Raw genomic sequence first — 16,998 nt, 5'->3', positions numbered from 1 at the left:
TAAACTTGATTTGGAGGTCAGGGGGCGACTATCCTGCCGCCTGAATTAACGCGCGTATATATTAATAAATTATGATGGAGGTTGTTATGTTAAAATGATAAAAGATAAGGGAATTCGTCTTATCTTTTGACGTAATCTGAGCCGGCTGGCAGGAGAGAGGCACAGCACCGTCTGGCAGTGCCCGCAGGTCTGTGGGTGAAGTTTAGCTGCAAAAAGGCTATACTAAGCTGCCCCGACAGACAGGGTCAGTATAACCGTCAACCAACAGTGAACAGAGCATTAATTATGACAGATTTTAGTCCATCAGGCATTAATCACATAACCATTCGAGTAAATGACATTGAGCGTGCAGAAGAATTCTACGGCGATGTCCTGGGATTTGAGCTTGTCCGCAAGATGGGGAAAAGCATGGCGGTCTATCGCATAGGAAGCGAGGATACCCTGGTGCTGGTTGAAGCGGAGACAAGCTATGACCCCTCCTCGCGCGATTACCGGGTTGATCATTTCGGATTCTTCCTGGACTCACCCGAGCAGGTGGATGAAATGGCAGAATACCTGCGGGAGAAGGAAGTGACGGTGCTCAGTGGTCCAGCCAACCGAAAACGGGGTCGTTTTGTCTTTGCCTCCGATCCTGATGGCAATATGATTGAGTTTTTCTATGAAGAGGACGAAGATTAAGGGACCTATCAATATAATTCGTATTTTATAAAAATACTGACAGTCTGGATCGTTTTTTCCGCCGGAGCGGGGGGGCTGCGTAACTTTGTCAGCAGAAAACGAGGGCTGTTTGGATGGCATGTTATTTGCATATAACCATCCCGAAAGAATAAAATGGTGTTTAACAGATAGATTTATTACAAATGAGCGAATCAAAAGAACAAGAAATTAACGAACAGACCGCTGAAGAGCAGAAACAGCAAGCGGCGGAAGAGGTACACGAACAGGATAACGGCTACGAGGGACTGGAGGCCGAGGAGCTGCGGGAATTGCTGGTGGCCCGCGAGCAAAAGATTGAGGAATTGGAAAAGGAGCTTTCAGAAACCAAAAATATGCACCTGCGCAAGGCCGCGGAGCTGGAGAACTATCGCAAGCGGGTGCAGCGCGAGCGTGGCCAAATCTATGAAACCGCCAAGGCCAATGCACTGGAGGATTTTCTCGACGTCAATGACGACCTGCGGCGGACGCTCAAGGCGGCCGAAGACCTCGATGTCAACGATACATTCATGGATGGTGTTCTGATGGTAGCCAACAAGTTCGAGGAGATTCTTAAAAAGTACGATGTGGAGCGTATCGACGAAGTGGGTGTGCCGTTCAACGTGGATTACCACGATGCCATGATGCGCCATAAAGCTGAGGATGAGGAGGTCGGCAGTGACGTCGTTCTTGAAGTTGTAGAAAACGGATACCGCATGGGCGACCGGACCATCCGCCATGCCAAAGTAATTGTAAGTGAATAATTTGATTTAAGGTTAAGTACGTTTTTTCATGTCTAAGAAAGACTATTACGATATACTCGGAGTAAGTAAGGATGCGTCGGAATCCGAAATTAAGAAGGCTTACCGGAAACGGGCCATGAAATTTCACCCCGACCGCAATACGGACGATCCGGAAGCAGAACAGAAGTTCAAGGAAGCCTCGGAAGCCTATGAGGTATTGAGCGATTCCCAGAAGCGACAGCGATACGACCAGTTTGGTCACCAGGGGGTCAATGGAGGTTTCGGCGGCCGTGGAGGCGCCGGGTTCGAGGATATGGGCTTCGAGGATATCTTCAGCCGATTCAGTGATATCTTCGGTGGAGGCGACCCCTTCGGCGGGGGACAATCGCGCGGCCGCCGTTCGCCCGGTCAGCCGGGGTCGGATATGAAACTCCGTATTGAACTGAACCTGGAAGAGATCGCTTTTGGAACCGAGAAGAAGCTCAAGGTCAAGAAGCAGATCAAGTGCGATGCCTGCAACGGTATCGGTGCAGAGACCGAAGACGACTTTGAAACCTGCAGTACCTGCAATGGCATGGGACAAGTGCGGCAGGTGCGCAAAACCATGCTGGGACAGATGGTGAATGTCCAGCCGTGTCCCGAGTGCCGGGGCGAGGGCCGCATTATCAAGAAGAAGTGCTCTAAGTGCCATGGAGAAGGCCGATACCGGGGCGAGGAGACTGTCAAGGTGCGAGTGCCTTCCGGCGTCTCCGAAGGAAATTATATCACTATGCGCGGCAAGGGGAACGCCGGCAAGCGCGGGGGTGAAGCCGGAGATCTGGTTGTGCTTATCGAAGAAAAAGAGCATGAATATTTTGAGCGCGACGGCAACGATATCTATTATGACCTGGTGCTGAGTGTCCCCGATGCGATTCTGGGCACAGAAGTGAAGGTGCCTACGCTCAAAGGGCAGGCCAAGATCAAGATTGAAGAAGGCATACAGCCCGGGAAGCTATTGCGCATGAAGGAAAAAGGTATTCACGGGCTGAAGCGATCGGGCATCGGCGACCAGTATGTACGTGTGAATGTCTATATTCCGAAGAATCTCACATCAGAAGAGCGAAAGCATATTGAAGCCCTGAAGGAGAGCGATCATTTCGAGGCTTCCAATAAAGAAGACGACGGCAAGGGTTTCTTCTCCAAGATCAAGGACGTCTTTGCTTAATCCCGAAGACTTGATACTCTTAATTCATCCACTCGTCGAAGACCCTGGCAAACCGTTCGGGTGATTCCGGGTCCATGTTGAAATAGAGGGAGGGTTCGATGAGCTCCAGCTCCATGAGGGCGAAGGTGTTTTGTGCAGTACGCACCAGGTCAATGCGGGTGTACAGCGGATCCGGGTGAATGAGCTCGAGAATCTCCTGGCCCGTTGCCAGCAGTTTCTTTTCGGGCTCCACCAGCTGAAGCCGGCCGCCGTGTTCTTCCTGTACGCGAAAGTCATCCTTTTTCGGTGTCTTCAGAATGGTATGGCTGTAGCTGTCGCCAAAATAGAAGAGCGAGAATTCCCCTTCCGAGAGTATGTTCGGCATGAACGGCTGTACGATAAAGGGGCGATCGGCAAATATTGCTGTCAGTTTCTCAGCATAGTCGGCCTTGTCCTCCCTGGTCAGCCGGTACGTGTCATCCGCTCCTGCACTGATGGTGGGCTTGATGATGATCTCATCAGTTCCCAGCTCCTCAAAAAAAAGCTCCCATTCCTGCCGGTCGAATTTGGCTCGCCAGAGGCTCGGTACGATCTCAATGCCCTGCTGTTCGAGATCCCGGAGGTAGGTCTTGTCGATATTCCACTCCACCAGCTCCAGCTTGTTCTCAAGACGGGCGGATGAGCGGTTGATGTCCTCGAGGGTCTTGAAAAAGGCGTTCGGGTCTTGCTGGTAATCCCACGGGCTGCGGATGATGACTGCCTCAAACTGGTTCCAGTCGACCTGTTCGGCACGCCATGAAATTTCCCGCACCTGCCAACCCCGCCGGGCGAGCGGTTCATTTAAAAGGTGATCATAACATACAAAATCCTCAAGGCTGTCCATGGACAGGAACGCGCACTTCTTCATCAATCTTGCGATATGATTAAGTGATTACAGGTTATTCAGGGTAACTCCCTGAAATGAAAAGTAAATAACATTTATTCGCAAGAGAGTAAAGACCTTTCCGGCTTTCCGTCAGTGGGCCAGGGGGTCAGGGCGCATCTGGAACTTGTACACCTTGCTGGTTGTCCCTTTGCCGCCCTCCATGTGAAAAGGCGCCCGGGTGCTGACCGTCGCCCAGATCCCGCGTCCTTTCCAGCCGGCATCTGGATCGTCAATGCGGCCGTCCATCCACTTGGTGTAAAAGCCCATGGGATAGGGCACGCGCAGGACCACCCACTCACCGTCCTTCAGTACCAGCAGTCCCTCCGACTCATTGCCGGTATTGATGGGTATATTTTCGCCCAGGCCCAGTGTATTGAACTGGTCCACCCAGGTATAATAGCTGGATTCTGCGCTGCCGGAACCGTCTACGCCCTTAACCTGGGGCAGGGGTTCAGTATAGAAGGTCCAGCCCTCGGGGCAGTGCTGTCCTGTCGCTTGCGGGCCATTGAGCGGGCCCTTGCACTTCTCGCGGTCGAAGCTGGCCATATGTCCGCTTGCCAGGGCCACCCAGGCCACACCGTTGCGATCGATATCCATGCCGCGGGGGGAGAAGCCCTCAACCGGCTTGCCCTCCTCGTTGAGGGGGAGCTCATAAAGCTCCGCCAGGGCCGTCTCCGATGGATTGTCGCCGGGCACAAGTCTGACGATTGCCCCGGGATAGCCCAGCGAGGAGCCCCAGACTGAACCGTCCGGGGCCGGTGCTACGGCATACAGCCCGTTGGTGATGCGCTTGTCCATGGTGGAATCGACGGGCTCGCCGGGGTCTACGTACTCGTCGCGCCGGCCGTTCCCGTTGGTGTCGAGGATGATCGGCGTCCATCCCTGGGAGGCCTGTTCGTCACGGGTTTCGAGGAACTGCTCTGTATCCAGCCAGCCCACCACTTCACCGCCCCCGCTCGTCCACAGCGTGTTGTTCTCGTCTTCGGCGAACATCAGGTGGTGGGTGCTGAAACAGGTGCTGATAGTGGTATATTCGTCACTTTCCGGATCATAGACACCGAGATGCCGGTAAGCCCCATCGACGGGAAATACCCGGGCTGAGGGGTGGTCCGATCCTTCCCGGCAGAAGTCGGGATTGGCAGGGGGACGCACGGCGGCGGTAATCCATACGCGGCCTTCGCCGTCGATCATGGGATTGTGGACATTGGCCTTGCTGTCCCACAGCACCTCTTCTCCCCAGTAGGGCGAAGGCTTCAGTACCGAGGCTGCGGCGGCCGCCTCGGTCTCCGGGTTGCGTACGATCAGGGGTACCCGGCTGCTATCGTTTGATTCGGGGTTCAGCACGGGCAGGTAATCAGCGCTGAGTTCCAGGGCGCCGTAGAGGGGTCCATTGGCGTTGACGGTGGGATCTCGCCGGTCGGTGGACACCAGGTCGTGCAGGTACGCCTTCGGGTCGGCCCAGTCCCACTGCGTGATGACGACATTGCGTTCCAGGCCCTCAGGACGCGGCGGCTGCTCAGGTACGGCACCCTCGGCAATACGATCAGTCCAGTCGGCAAACATCTCGAGGGTGGCTTCACGCCCCAGCCGATGGATGCTGGAAATCATGGAGCCGCCGGCCTGCCCCGACTGCACCCGGCGTTCCCAGGCATCTTCGGTGGAGGCGAAGGTATCGGCCGCGAAAGACTCGTGAAATTCCCGTGTTCCCCGGCTGCCCAGCTGATGGCAGGCCATGCAGTTGCCCGACTTGATATTACGGACAAAGTCGGCCTGGGTTTTGAGGTTGGGAGAAAGGCCGTTGCCGTCGGGGCCGCTGCCCGGGAATTCCTCTTCACCGGGCATTTCGATGAGCGAAAACCAGTAGCCGGCCGGGTAGTACTGCGCCGCAGCCTGCTGGTCGGGTGCCTTTGTCGCTTCCAGGTTCAGCTGCCGCCCGGGCGTGGCCTCCTGTTTGGGTGAATCCACCAGCCCGTAGCCGCGCACCCAGACGTGGTAGTTGGCGTCGGGGAGATCGGGAATGAGGTAGCGCCCCTCCTCATTGGTGACTACAATCCGGGCAAAGCGGGTGGGCAGGTCATACGTCTCGGCGATGACCCAGACGCCCGCTTCCGGACCGTCCGGACCTGTCACCACGCCGCCCAGGTCATCGCTGTTTACCTGGATCGGTTTGGATTCGGCAGCGGGGTCGCAGGCAATCAGTCCCGTGAGCAACACCACTGCAGCAAGCACGGCTAATAACTGCTTCGGTAGCTGAAAGGCGTTTTCATTATGAGTTGGTGCATCGTCTGGGAATGAAAAAGAGGGATACGGTTGCATAACAGTTGGTTTTTTAGCTGTGGAGAATATGTGGCAAAATTGGCCGCCGGCCGCTGAAGGCTCCTGTTTTGGTTAATTGATGGCGAAGCAGTAGAACAGGCCATTGCCGCCGGTGCCCTGGAGGTCCTGCTGGCTGCATCCTGCGGAGCCATGAGCAGAATTCCACGAGGTTGGGTTCTCGCCCCCGCCCTCGCGATCATGGTGGCCCACCTGTGCGCTTCCCTCACCGCTGCTCGTCCAGTCGCTGCATGTTTTGTCCTCTTCACTGCCGAAGGCGGTGCCGTCCAGCTGTGAGCCGGTCAGGATGTCGTGCATGTTGGGGTCATCTCCCCGTCCGTTGACCATCTGGCCGTTTTCATCAAGGGCAGTCTCCTTGTTGAGGTTGTTGTCTCCGTGCAGGTGCTCAACGTCGCTGGCTATCTCCTCGCCGTTAGCGTTGTACCATGGACCCTGTCCGATACGGTCCCGGGCATCGATTGATTCGTCCCCCCCGGAGCCGTCGGTGCTGAGATAGGCATGCCAGGTGCGGTCACCGGCGCCTGCCTCTTCGGCAAGCATCTGGCAGTGTTGGTCGGCTCCCTCGAGCCCTCCGAGGTCGGCTCCGCTTCCTGGACCTTCACTGGTAATAAAAAAGCTCATGTGGCTGTCCGAAGACATCCATAGGCTTTGGGCTCCTGCCATGCATAACACGGCTAATGCTGTTACGGAAATGATGGTTTTGGTATTCATGACTGGTCCTCTTTCTTTTTGTTTTTGGAAATGCCTCCCATGGCGACACGGGTGAATCAATGAATCCGTAAGGAAAGGCTCTTAATCCCTGTTTATTTATTTTATCTCTATTTCTCTTGTCTATAATCCCTGTTGTACCGTTGCTTTTCACAAGCGAAGTGCTTAATGGGCCACAGTATCAAAAGGATACCATTTGTACCGGTCAGAGGCAAGCCAAGGGGGGCGGTAACATTATTTTGTTTCTCCGGATTACATGAACGGCCACATCCAGGGAGCAGTATCTCAATCTGTGTTGCAGTTTCAGTATAACAATGGTTGGTTACCGTATCACATCATCATCGGTTTCCCCGGTTCGGATTCGTACGGCTTTTTCTACGTTAGATACAAAAATTTTGCCGTCCCCGTAGTTACCGGTCTGTCCCTTTTCAACAATCACGGAGATAATTTCATCTACCCGGTAAGTAGGAACGACCGTTTCCAACTTAATGCGCTGGACCAGTTGGGCTGCTTCTTTTTCCTCGGCATGACCCCAGCCGCGCACCTCACTTAACGAAATGCCGGGGGCATCGTCCATGCTTTCAAGGGCGTCAATAACATAATCGATCATGTTTATTCGAATAAAAGCTTTGATCTCTTTCATAATAGTTAATAGTTGAATTGAGACCTGTCAGGTCTCAAAAACCTAACAGGTCTGTTATTTAAAAATTAAAGTTCGGCGTGTTTGACCGGTTCGGCAAACCAGGTGTAGATGGTTGGCAGCACCACCAGCGTAAGCAGGGTGGAGGTAAACAGTCCACCTACAACCACGGCTGCCAGCGGGCGCTGTACGTTGGAGCCGATATCATTAGCCAGCAGCAGGGGCAGCAGCCCTAGGCCGGTGGTTAGCGCAGTCATCAGTACAGGACGCAGGCGTAGCAAGGAAGCCTGTACGACCGACTGCTCGGTGGACATGCCTTCCTCCCGCAGCTGATTGATGTAGGATACAATCACCAGCCCGTTGAGCACGGCAATACCAAATATCGCGATAAAGCCCACCGCAGCCGGTACTGACAGGTACAGCCCGGATATCCAGAGAGCAAAAATACCCCCGATGGTGGCAAAGGGGATGTTCAGGAAGATGAGCACCGCATAGCGCCAGCTGCCAAAGGTGGAAAACAGCATGAAGAAGATCAGTCCCAGGGTAATGGGTACGACCACCATAAGGCGGTTCATGGCCCGCTGCTGGTTTTCAAACTGTCCGCCGTATTCGGTAAAGTAACCGGCAGGCAGATCTACTTGCTGTTCTACTTTTTGGCGGATTTCGTTCACGACGCTTCCCATATCTCTACCTCGAACATTAAGCTGCACGTAAGTTCTCCGACTCGCTTTATTACGAGATATTTGCTTGGGACCGGTAAAGACGTCCACATCCGCAATTTGGGAGAGCGGTACCAAGGAGGCCTTAGCAGTACGTACGGGCAACTCCCGAACCTGTTCAATGCGCTTGCGCTGGTTTTCCTGCAGGCGCACGAAGATATCGAAGCGGCGAATGCCCTCGAAGACCTGACCGGTTACCGAGCCTCCAATACCAGTTTCAACGGTATTCAGGAAGTCGTCAATGCTGATGCCCAGTCGCGCCAGCTGCTCGCGATCAGGTCGCACGAGGATTTGCGGTTTGCCGCCCTGTTGCTGGGCGCGGACATCCACAGCTCCTTCTACGCTTTTGGCAACCTCTGCAATCTCCTGCGCTTTTTGAGCCAGGGTATCCAGGTCATCCCCATAGAGACTGGCGACTACCTGGGCGCGAACGCCGCTCAGGAGCTCATCGGTACGCAGTTGAATCGGCTGCGAAAAGTTGGAAGCCACGCCCGGCAGATCTTCCTGCAGTTTTTGCGCCATGGCCGACTGCAGTTCTTCATAGCTACGTCCGGCTTCCCACTCATCAAGCGGCTTGAGGTTCACTACGTTAAATACCACGTTTACCGGCTCGGGGTCACCGCCCACTTCGGCACGTCCCACACGGGAAAAGATCCCTTGCACTTCGGGGAAGGTCTGCATCGACTCCTGAATACGCTTCGTGTATTCCTTGGTGGTGGGGAGGTTAGCGCCCGGAGGTAGCACAGAACGTACGGCAAACGTACCTTCCCGCAAGGTCGGCTGAAACTCGGTTCCCAGGAAGGGGAATACCGCCATACTTGCAGCAAACAGCACCAAGGCCCCACCAAAGACCATCTTGGGGAACTGGGTTGCTTTTTCAATCAGCGGTCGGCTGAATCCTTTCACCTTGCGGACCAACCACGGCTCTTTGTCCATCCCTTTATCCGGCAAGATAAAACTGGAAATGACCGGGATATAGGTCAGGGCCAGAAAGATGGCTCCGGCCAAGGCAAAGGTAATCGTATAGGCCAGCGGCTTAAACATTTTACCCTCGACGCCTTCCAGCGAAAAGAGTGGGATAAATACGATAATAATAATGCTGGTCGCAAAGATTACCGGACGGATGACTTCCCGAGCGGCCTCACCTACCACCCGCACCAGGGATACGTTCTCAGTATCCCGTTCTTCCAGCAAGCGGTAGGTGTTTTCCACGATCACGGTGGCACTGTCCCCGATCATACCAATACTGATCGCCAAGCCCCCCAGACTCATGAGATTCGCTGATATCCCCATCAGGTTCATACCAATGAAGGCGATGAGAAACGCAATGGGAACAGTCGAGATGATGATAAGCGTCGAGCGGACATCGCCCATAAAAAAGTAGAGGATGACCAGCACGAGAATAGCCCCGATATACAGGGCATTGCTTACCGTACCTACGGCTTTGCTGACGAGCTGCCCCTGCGAGTAGAAGGGTTTCATTACCATGCCGTCAGGCAGTGCTTTATTAATGGCATCGATCTTTTGATCCACCTGGGCCAGCAGGTCTTGCGTGTTCGTGCCAATGAGCTTGAGCACAAAGCCACCTACCGATTCCTCTCGGTCTTTAATAAGAGTACCTCGCTTAATCTCGGAACCGAATTCCACCGTGGCGACATCCTTGACGTAAATGGGCGTGCCACCAGAGTTCTTTACGATGATATTGCAGATGTCTTCTAAGCCCTGCTTGTCCGGTTTAATCCAGCCGTAGCCGCGGACGAGATATTCTTCACCGCCTCGCTCCAGAAAAGAAGCACCCACATTACGATTGTTGCTGTTGATGGCTTTTTCCAGATCTTCCAGCGTAAGCCCGCGTGATATCAGGGCGTTCATATCCGCATTGACCTGGAACTGGCGGACATCCCCACCGAGAGAAAGGACGCCAGTAACCCCGGGCACCGTTCGCAGTTGGGGCTTCACGATCCAGTCCTGGGCCGTACGAAGTTCCATCAGGGAGTGGTCGGCCGTATCGGTGTTGGTTACTTCGTACATCATGATGGTTCCGAGTCCTGTAGTAATGGGACCCAGTTGCGGTTGTCCCAGGCCATCAGGGATAGATTCCCTGGCTTTGGACAGCCGTTCCATAACCAGCCGACGGGCAAAATAGATGTCGGTGCCGTCCTCGAAGTATATATTTACGCGCGAAAGCCCGAAGATAGAGGTACTTTGCACGCGATCCAGCTTGGGCAGCCCATACATCGAGATTTCAATGGGGTAGCTGATCTGCGTCTCCACATCCACCGGTGACAGGCCCGGGCTGGAAGTAAACACCTGCACCATGGTGGGCGATACGTCTGGGAAGGAGTCGATGGGAACATCCTCGAAGGAGAAGTATCCATAGACGCCAACGGCCGCCACCAAAATGAGGATCGTCAAGCGGTTCTTTAATACGTTGTCTATTATCTGTTGAAGCATAAGTCAAAATTCTTTAGTCGTTGAATATCATTTAGATCAATTGTTATTCCCATATTGGGCGCATTCATCCTGAGCAATTGACTATAACAACTCTGTTAAATCAATCTCCCTAAATCCCACTTCTTCAAGAGAGACTTAAGTGCTTGAAGGGCCGGTTTATTTAGCCTTAGCGTTCCTCCTTGGAGAAGGAGGTCAGGTGATTGATAGAATCTAATTACAGTTGCATATGAATTTCTAGCAGTGCTCAGGAGTGTTATAGTAAGTACCTTAATGTCCGTGGGATGCGCTACGACCCTGAGCGGTAAGAGCCGACTTCAGATCAAAGGCTCCGGCAATAACGGCTTGTTGGCCGGGTTTCAGGCCCGAGGCAATTTCTACATAGCCCTCATTCTCACTGCCCAGCATCACTTCAACCGGCTTATAGCTGCCATCCTCTTTGCCGGGCACAAAGACCACCTGTTCATCCTCGATAGTCTGAACGGCGTCAATGGGAATCATCGCAACGTTGGGTTTTTTTCCAGTTGATATGCGAGCGGTACCGAACATTCCGGCTCGTAGCTTCCGGTTCGGGTTTTCAACAACCGCTCGAACCGGCATGGTGCGCGTCTTCTTTTCCAGGCTATAAGAGACCCAGTCTGTTTTTCCCTCAAAGGTTTCCCGGGGTATGCTTCGAACCGAAAGGCTTACGCTTTGTCCTTTCTCCAGATACCGGATATCCTGCTCGTAGGCATCAATCATTACCCACATTTTGGAGAGGTTGGCTACGTGGATGGGCGTCTCACTGGGACTAATGGTTTGTCCGGGCGAAATATCCCGCTCCTGGATTACCCCATTGAGGGGACTCGTCAGGTAGAAATGGGATAAGGGTTTATCGCTGCCTGCTTCGATATTTTGAACATCTTTTTTACTTAGACTATAAAGACGCAGCGATTCGGCTGCCGCATTATAAGCAGCCTTTGCTTCCTGGTAGTGGGCTTCGGCTTGCAATTTTTCGGCACGACTCGATATCTCCTGTTCGTAAAGAGATTTTTCGCGTTCATAATGTGCCTTTTCCGCTTTTAGCTCGGTTTTCAGCCGAATATATTCGGCTTTGGCTTTCCCCAAGCCCACGCTGCTCATGAGTGCAATCGGTTCGTCTATTCTGACCTGTTCTCCCAAGTCTTTTATCACTCTCACAACCTTGGCTTCGATACGGGGACCAACTTTTGCAATTTGATCCAGATCATATCCGACGCTGGCCGGACGTGAAATAGTCGAGGAGGCATTTCCTTCAGACAGCGTTTCCACCTTGATACCCAGGTTATTTTCTTGCTTCTCGGTCAGATGCACTTCACGGGCATGCTGTCCGGCTTCTTCATTGTGTTGTCCAGCTTCCTCGGTATGCTGCTCGGTTTCTTCGCTGTGTTGTGATTCGGGTTGATGCTGTTCGGTTTGCGTGTTGGCTTGGGAAGCTGATTCAGGTCCACAGCCTGTCAAAAAACTTCCTAATAGAAGTCCGGTAAGTGTTAAGATTGTTAGATTCTTCATGACTGGTGATTCCATATTCGTTCAAAAAATTAGTTTTCTGAAATTTCAGAGAGGGGCGTGCCGATGAGTCGTTCGACTTCGGCTACGGCCCGGTTGTATTCGGCCAGGGCCTGGATATAGCGGGTGCGCGTCGAAAACAGCGTACGCTGGGCATCCAGCACTTCCAGGTAATCAAACTTACCCTGCCGGTAACCGATTTGGGCCGCTTCAAAAGCCGTCTTGGCGCCGGGCAATACCTGCTCTTGCAGCTGATTGACTTCATGAGTAGCTGCATCGAGCTTATTGTATGCCGTTTGCAGGTCCTTGTAGGTTTGGGAAACGGCCGCTTCCCGTTGGGTTTTCACACGACTGAGCTCATACTTAGCTGCCTTGATATTCCCCTGATTGCGATCAAAGAACGGCAGCGGAATAGAAATGCCTACAATGGCGGCACTGGCGCCTACATCCTCCGCGCGTTTGTATCCGCCGCTCACGGTGAGGTCGGGAATGCCTTTTGCCTGTTCAAGATCAAGGGCCGATTCGCGCTGCTGCAATTCGGCAGCCCAACGCGCCACATCTGGATTTCGCTGGATATAGGTTTGCACCTTGGCGTACTCGGGGATGACCGAAGGCATACTCAGCTGACCTTTTAATTGCTTGAACTGGGGTTGATCGCTTCCCCAATAGGCAGCCAGCGAGCTACGAGCAGACGCCCATTGGTTGCGGGCATTTTCCAGATCAATTTTTGCGCGGGAAAGCTCAACCTGTGCTTTGGTCTGTGCCAGTTTGGAGACTTTACCGGCCTTCACCTGGGCAGAGATAGAGTTGTACAGGTTTTGCGCCACATCAACCAGCTCTTTTTGCTGCTGCCACTGGCGCTGAGCTTCCAGCGCTGATATATAAGCTTTGGTAACGCCGGTTAGCACGTCCAGCCGTTGGGCTTCATAGTCCCATCCAGCTAGTTCTTTGGTGGCACCGGCCAATCGCTTTCGCTTGAGACGATCAGCGCCCAGCAGGATTTTCTGTCCCAATTTGACGGTCACTTCTCTGGCGTCGTAGCCTTCAAAGGGACCCGTCCCGCCAAAGTTTTCCATTTCGCTGTTAAGCGTTGGATTCGGAAGCAGGGAAGCCTGAATGCGTTCGGCTTCCTTGACGCGCACCTGCCAGCCGTAGCTTTGCAGCCGGGGATTTTCGAGCAGGGCTTTGGACAGCGCATCCGAAAAGGTCAGTGTATCTGAAATAGTGACCCGGGATGCCGTATCCTGTTGAGATAGATTCTGATTTAGTGCGGGAGAGGCCTCATAGGTTTGTTCTCCCAGTGTGCTTTCTGAAGGTGGTTCGATAAGGGTTTCTTCTGTGGCGCAACCGGCAGCAAGCACGAGCATGCCGAGGGCCAGCAAGGTTCTGAATAATTTCATGTATTCCAGCCAATTTTTGCTGTTATAGAGGGGCAAGCAGAACCGGCAGGATATAACTGTTCCTTACCTGATTACATTACTTGCAAGTGAAATAGCGATATGGAAAGGGCTGGAACTACTTAGTTGTAGAGGATGCGAACAACCGTTTTGAGCGAAGCTGTAATCGTATCCTCAATCAAGGGAGGCGTGTAGGAGACAAATTGAAAGACCCGTGAAGGCGGGAGGTCTTCGACCCTGCTATTGAGAATGCCGTCAAGAAATTGGAGCATGTTCTCTTGGTCAAAACGAGTGGTTTGCTGCTCCTTGGAACAGATGACTGAGAGATTCACATCGTGGTGGCCGCCACTCGCGGAATCAAAGGTCGGCTCCGCGTGGTCGTGCTCCGTGTTGGCATGAAGCGTATCCTCCGAAGGGATGCTGAAAAGGGCGCCTGCCTCGGATTCAATGTTAATCTGGCCGTTATCTTCAAAACAGAGCACCAGGGCACTGGCAAAGCCATGGACGCTCAGGAAGTGAAGTCCGAAGAGCAACAGTAACAGCACCGTGAGCCGCTGGATGCCTTGCCGGTATGTGGATCGAAGATGCCGCATCGGGTTATTCCATTCGCAATTATAGACTTGGAATATAGGAAATGTAAGGATTAATGAAAATCAGGGAGTATTGGAGCTGAGACTAGATCAAGGTTGGGGGGAGCAGGCGGTTATCTATTCTGTGGGTTTTGTGTTCTAAAGGTTGAACGTTGTGACACAACTCCCCCCAATGGCCGGCCTAAGCGGGTGAGGGGTGGAAAGCTTGCTTCTGTATTTATCTATCAGCACAGTAATGCTCCCGGGGGATTGATGCTTGTGGGAACGGTCACATCCCAGGGAGCTGGGCCTTTCTGACCTGGATATTGAAGTGACAAGGATTTATGGTTCCAATGATGGGCTGGCCAGTAAAAAGGAAATATACCAGTTTGCTGTAAACCTTACAGCTAATACGCATTGTGTTAGAATTGCCGGTGGAAATTACCGTCAAATTTCCTATTACGGTTATCAAATAGGGGATGGACCGGCCGACATCCCGCGCAAAAGACAGCAGGAAATTATGGTTGATGCTATTATCAGGCAGTTGAACAGAGTTCATAGCAAATAAACAACGTCAAATACGGCCATGCTGCTGTTGGCGGGTTCCTTTTATTCCTTTTCGTAACCTCTTGCATGCTAGGATCGGTGGTTGGTTAGAGTAATCTAATTCAGAATCGATAGGTGCCCGATATCAGTGCGTAGTGCAGCCAAGCGAAGTTATAAACCGACTCGACGTCAGCACCGCCCTCAAGAGTTCGGTAACCGGCGCTCAGGCCCCCCCAGCGGTCATTGATTGCGTAATACAACTTGAGAGCAACATCAAACGCACGTCCCGGTCCACCGGCCAGCCCCTCAAAGTCAAACAACAGATGCCATTGTTTGGCGAATCGCCAGTCATTTCCGAGGTAAATAAGGGGTACAAACCCTACATCCGTTTTTTCACTGGTTGTACTTCCCTGTGTCAGCTTGATCTTTGCATCGCGGATTTTTGCTGTGAAGCCGACCGACAGTTTCAACCGCTCATTGTCCAGAAAGCGATAGCGGTAGCCAAGCCTCCAGGAATTGAACTTGTAGGTGGCATCAACCGGATCTCCGGGCAGATAGGATTCACCCGCGAAGTCCACTTGACTTGAAAATGAACCCGTTTTGGTATAAGCGAGTGGTGCAAGCAGGCTGCGCAAACTGTGTCGTTCGCTTATATTCCATGTAAGATACAGCCGTACGGCCGGACTGGGACCCTCTCCGGCAAGATCGACCAGCGAAAACCTCGTACCTGCCTCGGTATTTGGAATCTGTACATCATTACGGCTCTGCCATACCGGTCCTGACTCAAGATCAACTACAAATTTTGAAACGTCTTGCGCTAAAATAGCCGGTGCTGCCGTACATAATAGCACCATAAACACTAATGGCCGAATTAAGTTTTTTTTATGCCACATCCTGAACCTCCATCTAAGAATAAAGTAGTATGATTGGAGCATAATCCCCTCTGTATGTAAGAGACTTTTAATAAGTATATTATGCCGCTAAAATCTATTTAGTTCGGACATAGTAATTAATATAACAGTCGTAACACTCATCGGCTAATATCAGAGTATCACTCCCTTGAAATTGGACATGTTGATCAAAAAAGAAATTTGTGTTTCCGGTTTCATAGCAATCATAGTCTTGCCCCTCTTTTACTAAACGAATAGCTACCTGATTTCGCTAACGTATCTGCATGATAAAAGGAAAAGGTAAAATTAGATACCGATGGTTAATATCTGCTGAATCAGGGGTGATTGTTTGACCTGTAAATCCGCCAGCAGTACGAAACCACTGCCATTTACCTGCAATTTTAGATGAATTTGAGTCGCTACCTATAATTGAACAAGCATTTAAGATTGTAATAGTTATTATCAGAAAAATAAACTTAAGTTGCCGCATAGATCATTCCCTTTTTTCATAGATACACTCATAAAAATTGCATTGACTATTATGTTGATACAGGCGGCGGTATAACTACCTTGTACTCAGCCTGCATTCCTGACTGTTGAAGCTGAACCATGCATTTCGAATGCTTGGGGCCAGCAAGCTGGGACGAAAAAAAGTGTTGGGGAAGAACAAGATATTGTGATGGTTAAAGCTTTTCGGTCGGGGATAGCTTTTCCACATGAGTATTTATGCTCAATAGTATTTCCCGGCTCTTCCCCAAGCCCTTGCTTACACCTTATTTGAAATGATAAGCCCCATATGGATAAATGTCTGTTGAAGGTTAAAGGTTGTGAATTAAAGTCCCCCAACCAGCCGGCCTAAGCTGGTGAGGTGTGGAAAGGGAGCGGGAGCTGCGAAAAAGAAATAAATGGAGAAAGCAGTGACAAAAGCAGTAAGTGTTCCAGAGCAACTGATGTGTTGAAGCTATAGAAAAAACAACATCTGCATTTATTTCCGCAGCGAGCGGTCCCGGGCGCCGAAGCAGGTTCAGCCGGTGGTTTTTGTTCCACTTTTGGCCATCCAAAAGTGGTCTACATTTAAAAGGGGCTTATGAAGGTACGCGGAGCGTAGTGCGGGTACCAACGCAGAGCATTGGTACCAAGTAATATTTTCATTTAAATGCCACTCCTATCTCCGTTCAGTTGCGCCGCGGATGAACAGAGCGGACGCTCTGTGTCCCCATAAGGCAGGAAGTTATTTCGAGTTGAAAGCCCACGTTGTTACAGGTTATATGTTAAAGGTTATAGGTTGTGAATCAAGGTTCCCCCAACAGCCGGCCCAAGCGGATGAGGCGTGGAAATATATGGTCCATATTTTTTACTAAACCTGGATTATTCTGTAATAAAAGCGACAAAACCCACCGGAAGAATTTCTGTCTGACAAGGGGCGGGCGGCAAGTCTTGATCAGCGTTGATACAGTCATCAGCACCGAGGAGTTATCCCGAATAATCGGGTGAGCTTTTACGAGCCCTGATTTACTGGTTCCGGGGTTTCGTAGCGACAAGCCAAAGGGAAAGAAAATGCTGATCTGCTAAATTGAGGACAGGAAAGATGTCTGCAACGCCGCCAGCATAAAACAAGATTTTTAAAAATTGCAAAACGGCTACAAGACAGTCGTTATTTTCTTAGCTTTAGC

14 protein-coding genes are annotated in these 16,998 nt (G+C 51.8%); 4 read left to right on the top strand and 10 right to left on the bottom strand.

Annotated elements, in window-relative coordinates:
• Window positions 1–285 precede the first annotated feature (285 nt).
• From FN808_RS05555 to dnaJ, 3 genes are all read left to right on the top strand, one after another.
• Window positions 286–678: a VOC family protein gene (locus FN808_RS05555; protein WP_142713567.1), complete on the top strand. Its 393-nt coding sequence runs from the start codon at window positions 286–288 to the stop codon at window positions 676–678.
• Between the two features lie 182 nt (window positions 679–860).
• Window positions 861–1,457, top strand: coding sequence for a nucleotide exchange factor GrpE (locus tag FN808_RS05550; protein WP_142713566.1), 597 nt, complete (start codon window positions 861–863; stop codon window positions 1,455–1,457).
• 28 nt (window positions 1,458–1,485) lie between these two features.
• Window positions 1,486–2,640, top strand: a complete 1,155-nt coding sequence (gene dnaJ / locus FN808_RS05545; protein WP_142713565.1) for a molecular chaperone DnaJ — start codon at window positions 1,486–1,488, stop codon at window positions 2,638–2,640.
• Window positions 2,641–2,659: 19 nt separating this feature from the next.
• On the opposite strand, the gene FN808_RS05540 is transcribed toward dnaJ, so the two are convergent.
• The 8 genes from FN808_RS05540 to FN808_RS05505 form a co-directional block, all read right to left on the bottom strand.
• Window positions 2,660–3,526: an ATP-grasp domain-containing protein gene (locus FN808_RS05540; RefSeq protein ID WP_142713564.1), complete on the bottom strand. Its 867-nt coding sequence runs from the start codon at window positions 3,524–3,526 to the stop codon at window positions 2,660–2,662.
• A gap of 108 nt (window positions 3,527–3,634) precedes the next feature.
• Window positions 3,635–5,860, bottom strand: a complete 2,226-nt coding sequence (locus FN808_RS05535) for a carboxypeptidase-like regulatory domain-containing protein (RefSeq protein ID WP_221929935.1) — start codon at window positions 5,858–5,860, stop codon at window positions 3,635–3,637.
• 72 nt (window positions 5,861–5,932) lie between these two features.
• Entirely contained in the window at window positions 5,933–6,589 is a 657-nt protein-coding gene (locus tag FN808_RS05530; RefSeq protein WP_221929934.1) for a hypothetical protein, read from the bottom strand.
• A gap of 319 nt (window positions 6,590–6,908) precedes the next feature.
• Complete coding sequence (locus FN808_RS05525; protein WP_142713563.1) at window positions 6,909–7,229, bottom strand: P-II family nitrogen regulator; 321 nt, start codon at window positions 7,227–7,229, stop codon at window positions 6,909–6,911.
• Window positions 7,230–7,294: 65 nt separating this feature from the next.
• Complete coding sequence (locus FN808_RS05520; protein WP_142713562.1) at window positions 7,295–10,399, bottom strand: efflux RND transporter permease subunit; 3,105 nt, start codon at window positions 10,397–10,399, stop codon at window positions 7,295–7,297.
• Between the two features lie 267 nt (window positions 10,400–10,666).
• Window positions 10,667–11,926, bottom strand: coding sequence for an efflux RND transporter periplasmic adaptor subunit (locus tag FN808_RS05515; RefSeq protein WP_142713561.1), 1,260 nt, complete (start codon window positions 11,924–11,926; stop codon window positions 10,667–10,669).
• A gap of 29 nt (window positions 11,927–11,955) precedes the next feature.
• Window positions 11,956–13,323, bottom strand: a complete 1,368-nt coding sequence (locus FN808_RS05510) for a TolC family protein (RefSeq protein ID WP_142713560.1) — start codon at window positions 13,321–13,323, stop codon at window positions 11,956–11,958.
• A 119-nt stretch (window positions 13,324–13,442) separates the two neighbouring features.
• Complete coding sequence (locus FN808_RS05505; RefSeq protein ID WP_142713559.1) at window positions 13,443–13,913, bottom strand: hypothetical protein; 471 nt, start codon at window positions 13,911–13,913, stop codon at window positions 13,443–13,445.
• Window positions 13,914–14,166: 253 nt separating this feature from the next.
• On the opposite strand from FN808_RS05505, the gene FN808_RS05500 reads away from it, so the two are divergent.
• Window positions 14,167–14,457, top strand: coding sequence for an alpha/beta hydrolase (locus FN808_RS05500; protein ID WP_142713558.1), 291 nt, complete (start codon window positions 14,167–14,169; stop codon window positions 14,455–14,457).
• A 100-nt stretch (window positions 14,458–14,557) separates the two neighbouring features.
• On the opposite strand, the gene FN808_RS05495 is transcribed toward FN808_RS05500, so the two are convergent.
• Together FN808_RS05495 and FN808_RS05490 are read right to left on the bottom strand one after the other, a co-directional pair.
• Window positions 14,558–15,289, bottom strand: coding sequence for a porin family protein (locus FN808_RS05495; RefSeq protein WP_142713557.1), 732 nt, complete (start codon window positions 15,287–15,289; stop codon window positions 14,558–14,560).
• 307 nt (window positions 15,290–15,596) lie between these two features.
• Complete coding sequence (locus FN808_RS05490) at window positions 15,597–15,815, bottom strand: hypothetical protein (protein WP_142713556.1); 219 nt, start codon at window positions 15,813–15,815, stop codon at window positions 15,597–15,599.
• Between the last annotated feature and the right edge of the window lie 1,183 nt (window positions 15,816–16,998).

The organism is Fodinibius sediminis (assembly GCF_900182555.1).
In the GTDB taxonomy this organism is placed as follows: Bacteria; Bacteroidota; Rhodothermia; order Balneolales; family Balneolaceae; genus Fodinibius; species Fodinibius sediminis.
Note: the sequence above shows the minus strand (reverse complement) of the source record. Positions and strands in the feature narration are given on the sequence as shown.